At 77.2% G+C, this 3,815-nt stretch carries 3 protein-coding genes; 2 read left to right on the top strand and 1 reads right to left on the bottom strand.

From position 1 onward, the window contains the following. The first annotated feature begins 262 nt into the window (after positions 1-262). Complete coding sequence (locus tag HCN56_RS27090; RefSeq protein ID WP_209313137.1) at positions 263-1,906, top strand: BACON domain-containing protein; 1,644 nt, start codon at positions 263-265, stop codon at positions 1,904-1,906. A 335-nt stretch (positions 1,907-2,241) separates the two neighbouring features. Here the strand turns inward: HCN56_RS27090 and HCN56_RS24220 are convergent, their stop codons facing one another. After that, the gene (locus HCN56_RS24220) at positions 2,242-2,691 is read right to left on the bottom strand and encodes a winged helix-turn-helix transcriptional regulator (protein WP_167974585.1); all 450 of its coding nucleotides are present in this window, start codon (positions 2,689-2,691) and stop codon (positions 2,242-2,244) included. 167 nt (positions 2,692-2,858) lie between these two features. Here HCN56_RS24220 and HCN56_RS24215 point away from each other — a divergent pair, with 167 nt between their 5' ends. Beyond that, positions 2,859-3,719, top strand: a complete 861-nt coding sequence (locus HCN56_RS24215) for an SDR family oxidoreductase (protein ID WP_167974583.1) — start codon at positions 2,859-2,861, stop codon at positions 3,717-3,719. Positions 3,720-3,815: the final 96 nt, after the last annotated feature.

Below are 3,815 nucleotides of genomic sequence, written 5' to 3'. Positions count from 1 at the left end.
GGCCGCGGAGGACGTTCTTCCACTGGGAGGGCGGGATCTGATCGGCTTCGAAAGCCCGGCGCGCGGGGGTTTGCCGCCCTACCGCGGGGGCACCGCGCCCGCGGTAGCGCGGCCCGGCCGGTGCTCCGGCCCCCGTACCCGCCGACGACGGCCCGGTGCCCGTCACGGGTGCCGAAACAGCCACAATCCGTCACCCGATAGGTGGAACCTTGTGCCGTGTGTGGCGGTCCGGGCCCATGGGGCGCCTAGCGTCGCAGGGGTGATGTCCAGCAGCCGCGAGCGTACCCGGCACGCCCACAGCTCCCGCGCGCGCCGTGGTCCGTCCGCCGACCACGGGCGCCGCCCCGGGCAGGCGTACGACGACGCCTACCTCGACGGGCTGTTCACCTACTGCCTGTCGGTGATGTGCGAGCACGGCGCGGCCATCGACGCGCTGGGGGAGGCGCTCGCCCACGCCGAGCGGCTGCACGGACACGGCAAGCGCCCGGCCGCACGGGACCTCCACCGCGCCTGGCTCTACGCCCTCGCCCGCCACAGCTGCCTGCGTCGCCTCGCCGAGCAGCGCGACCGCGAGGGCCACGCCCCCGTGGTGCCGCGGGTCGTGGCGTCGGACCCCGACGCGCGGCGCCGTGAACTCGCCTCGCTGGCCTGGCCCGAGGCGGCCGGCACCGTACCCGAGCAGCGTGAGGCGCTGGAGCTGACGGTCCGCCACCAGCTCACCCCCGCCGAGGTCGGCCGGGTGCTGCGGCGGTCCGAGGACGACGCCCGCGCCCTGCTCACCAGCGGGGCGTGCGAGGTCGAGCGCGCCCGCGGCGCGCTGGCAGCGGTGGACGCGGGCGGCTGCCCCGTGGTGAGTGTCCTCGCGGGCCACGACCGGCTGCTCATGGCGCCCGGGCTGCGGCGCGAACTGGTGCGCCACGTCGACGAGTGCCCCGTCTGCCGCCGCAGCGCGCAGCGCGCGCTGGCCGGCAACGGCTGGCCCGGCACGGCGCCGGTCGCCGCCGAGCGGCTGACGGTGCTCCCCGCGCCCCGCGCCGAGGTGCACGCCGCCCGCACCGCCGCGCTCCGCACCCGGGCGCAGCACACGCCGAAGGTCGACCGCGCCGGGTTCCCGCTCGACGAGCGCGACCGCGCCGCGCGCCGCGAACGGCTCCGCAGCCGTGCGGTGACGACGACGGTGGTCGCCACCGTGCTGGCGGCGCCCGCGCTGGCGCTCTGGGCGGCCTACCGCAGCGCGCCCGTGACAGGCGAGTCGCACGGCGCCCCCGCCGCGGCCGACGACGACCGCTCGGGCCGGGACCAGTACGAGTACCCGTACGAGAACGCCGGCCGTGCGGGCAGCTCGGACGAGACCGGGCGCACCCCGTCCCAGGAGGGCGGCGACCCGGAGGAGCGGGCCGGAGCGGACGACGGTGCGCAGACCGAGCCCGGTGAGGACGACGAGCCGGACCCCTCGACCGACGACCCGACACCGCCCGCCTCCGACAGCGCGTCCCCCGGTCCCGGCCGGCTCGCCGTGGAAGCCGTCGCCACCTCCTCCGGGACCAGGGTCACGCTCACCGCCTCCGGCGGGTCGCCGGTGGAGTGGCGCGCTTCGACCGACGCCGGGTGGCTGCGGCTGGGGCAGAGCTCGGGCACGCTGCGCCCGGGCGAGCAGGTCACCTTCCTGGTCACGGTCGACCGGGAGCGCGAACCGGCGGGCCACTGGCAGGGGCGGGTCACCGTCGCGCCCACCGGTGCCGTCGTCACCATCGAGGGGCAGGGGCCGCAGGCGCCCGACCCCGGGCCGAGCGACCCGGACCCCTCGCCCGACCCCGATCCGGACCCCTCACCGGACCCGGACCCGGACCCCGACCCGGGCGACGGCGAGCCGCCCGGGTCCGACGGCGGCGACCGCCAGCCCTGAGCCCCGCGGGGCCCGCCCCGAGTCTCCGAGCCCCCTCGCTGTCCGCGGCGCCGAGACCGCGACGCGCACCGGGCGGGCGGTCGGCGGCCGTCCCGGAGGCGACCGTGCTGGACTGCGAACGGCGGAGGGCGAAGCTGCTCGGCCGAACCGCGCGGGCCGACGGGGAACGTGCTGGTCAGCGGTGACGGGCGGCGGCGCCGCGCCCGACCCGCACAGCACCCGACCCGCACAGCACCCACCCCGCACAGCACCCGCGCGCGTCAGCTGCGCCGCGCCCGCGCCCGCGCCCGGCGGGGCCCCACCCCTTGCGGCTGCGGCCCCGGGGCGCGGTGCGCTCACCCCTCGCCCGTCGCCGCCTCCGACCGTGCGCGGTCGTAGCGCTGCTGCGCCCCGAGGACCGTCGGCATCTCGGCTTCCAGCAGGTCGATGAGGGCGAGCAGCCTGCCGGCGGTCTCCCGGCCCAGGCCGGTCAGCCGGTACTCCACCCGCGGCGGCAGCACCGCGTGGACCTCGCGGTGGACGAACCCGTCACGTTCCAGTGACTGGAGCGTCTGGGCGAGCATCTTCTCGCTGATGCCGTCGACCCTGCGGCGCAGGGCGTTGAACCGGGCGGGCTCCTCCCGCAGCGCGGCGAGCACGAGCGTCCCCCATCGGCCGGTGAGGTGTTCCAGCACGGGGCGGGAGGGGCAGGCGCGTGCGAAGACGTCGAAGGGCTCGTCCGCGGTCACCGTCTCCGGCCGTGCGGGGAGGGCGCCTGCCGCGGCGGCCCGGGGGGTCTCGCTCATGGCCCCATCGTACCGCCGGAAAGAGAGTAACTTTCGAAAAGTTTGCGCTGCGGAATTCGCAGCGTAGATTGGGTGCTGTACCCGCACGGTACGGCCCGCCGTACCGACGTCCCCCTCCGGGCCCGGCCACAGTCGGCCCAGCACCGCAGAACCGAAGGATGTACGTGATGATCACTGTCACCGGTGCCACCGGTCAGTTCGGCCGCCTCGCGATCGAGCACCTGCTCGCGCGCGACATACCGGCGGCCGGGATAGCCGCCGTGGTGCGCGACCCGCAGCGCGCGGCGGACCTGGCCGACCGCGGTGTCGAGGTGCGGCAGGCCGACTACGACCGGCCGGAGACCCTGCCCGCCGCGCTGCGCGGCACCGACACGCTCCTCTTCGTCTCCTCCACCGGGCCCGACGACCGGCGCATCGAGCAGCACCGCGCCGTCGTCACCGCCGCCCGGGAGGCCCGGGTCGGCCTCGTCGCCTACACCTCGCTCGTCGGAGCGGACTTCAACACCCTCGACCTCGCGCGCGTCCACCGCGACACCGAGGGGGCGCTCGCCGAGTCCGGGCTGCCCACCGTGCTGCTGCGCAACGGCTGGTACACCGAGAACTACACCGCCGGACTGGCCGACTCCGTGGAGCGCGGAGAGATCGTCGGCGCGGCCGGGGACGGCCGCATCGCCTCGGCCTCCCGCTCCGACCTGGCGGAGGCCGCCGCGATCGTGGTCACCTCCGAGAACCAGGCGGGCCGCATCCACGAGCTCACCGGCGACGCCACCTGGACCCTGCCCGACCTCGCCGCCGAGGCGGCGCGGGTCTCCGGCCGCGAGGTCGCCTACCGCGACCTGGGCGGCGACGGCTACGCCGAGGCGCTGACCGAGGCGGGCCTGCCCGACTTCGTGGTCTCGCTGCTCGTCGACTCGGACGTCAAGGTCTCCAAGGGGGCGCTCGCCGCCGTCACCGGTGACCTGCCCGCGCTGCTCGGCCGCTCCACGACGCCGCTCGCGGAGACGGTCCGCACCGCCCTCGCCGGCTGACCGCCACGCCCCCGTCGCCTGACCGCCCTGCGCGCCGGCGCAGGCCGGGCCGCCACCCGGCGACCGGGCCGCCGAAGCCGTGCGGCGGCACCGGCC

Origin of the sequence: Streptomyces lonarensis, from assembly GCF_012033735.1 — a bacterium.
Taxonomy (GTDB): Bacteria; Actinomycetota; Actinomycetes; order Streptomycetales; family Streptomycetaceae; genus Streptomyces; species Streptomyces lonarensis.
This window is presented reverse-complemented; position numbering and strand designations above follow the sequence as displayed.

What these genes read in the sequence shown, in the direction of transcription:
- HCN56_RS27090 (WP_209313137.1), top strand. Translation starts at nt 263, where the DNA reads ATGTCCAGCAGCCGCGAGCGTACCCGGCACGCCCACAGCTCCCGCGCG.
- HCN56_RS24220 (WP_167974585.1), bottom strand. Translation starts at nt 2,691, where the DNA reads ATGAGCGAGACCCCCCGGGCCGCCGCGGCAGGCGCCCTCCCCGCACGG.
- HCN56_RS24215 (WP_167974583.1), top strand. Translation starts at nt 2,859, where the DNA reads ATGATCACTGTCACCGGTGCCACCGGTCAGTTCGGCCGCCTCGCGATC.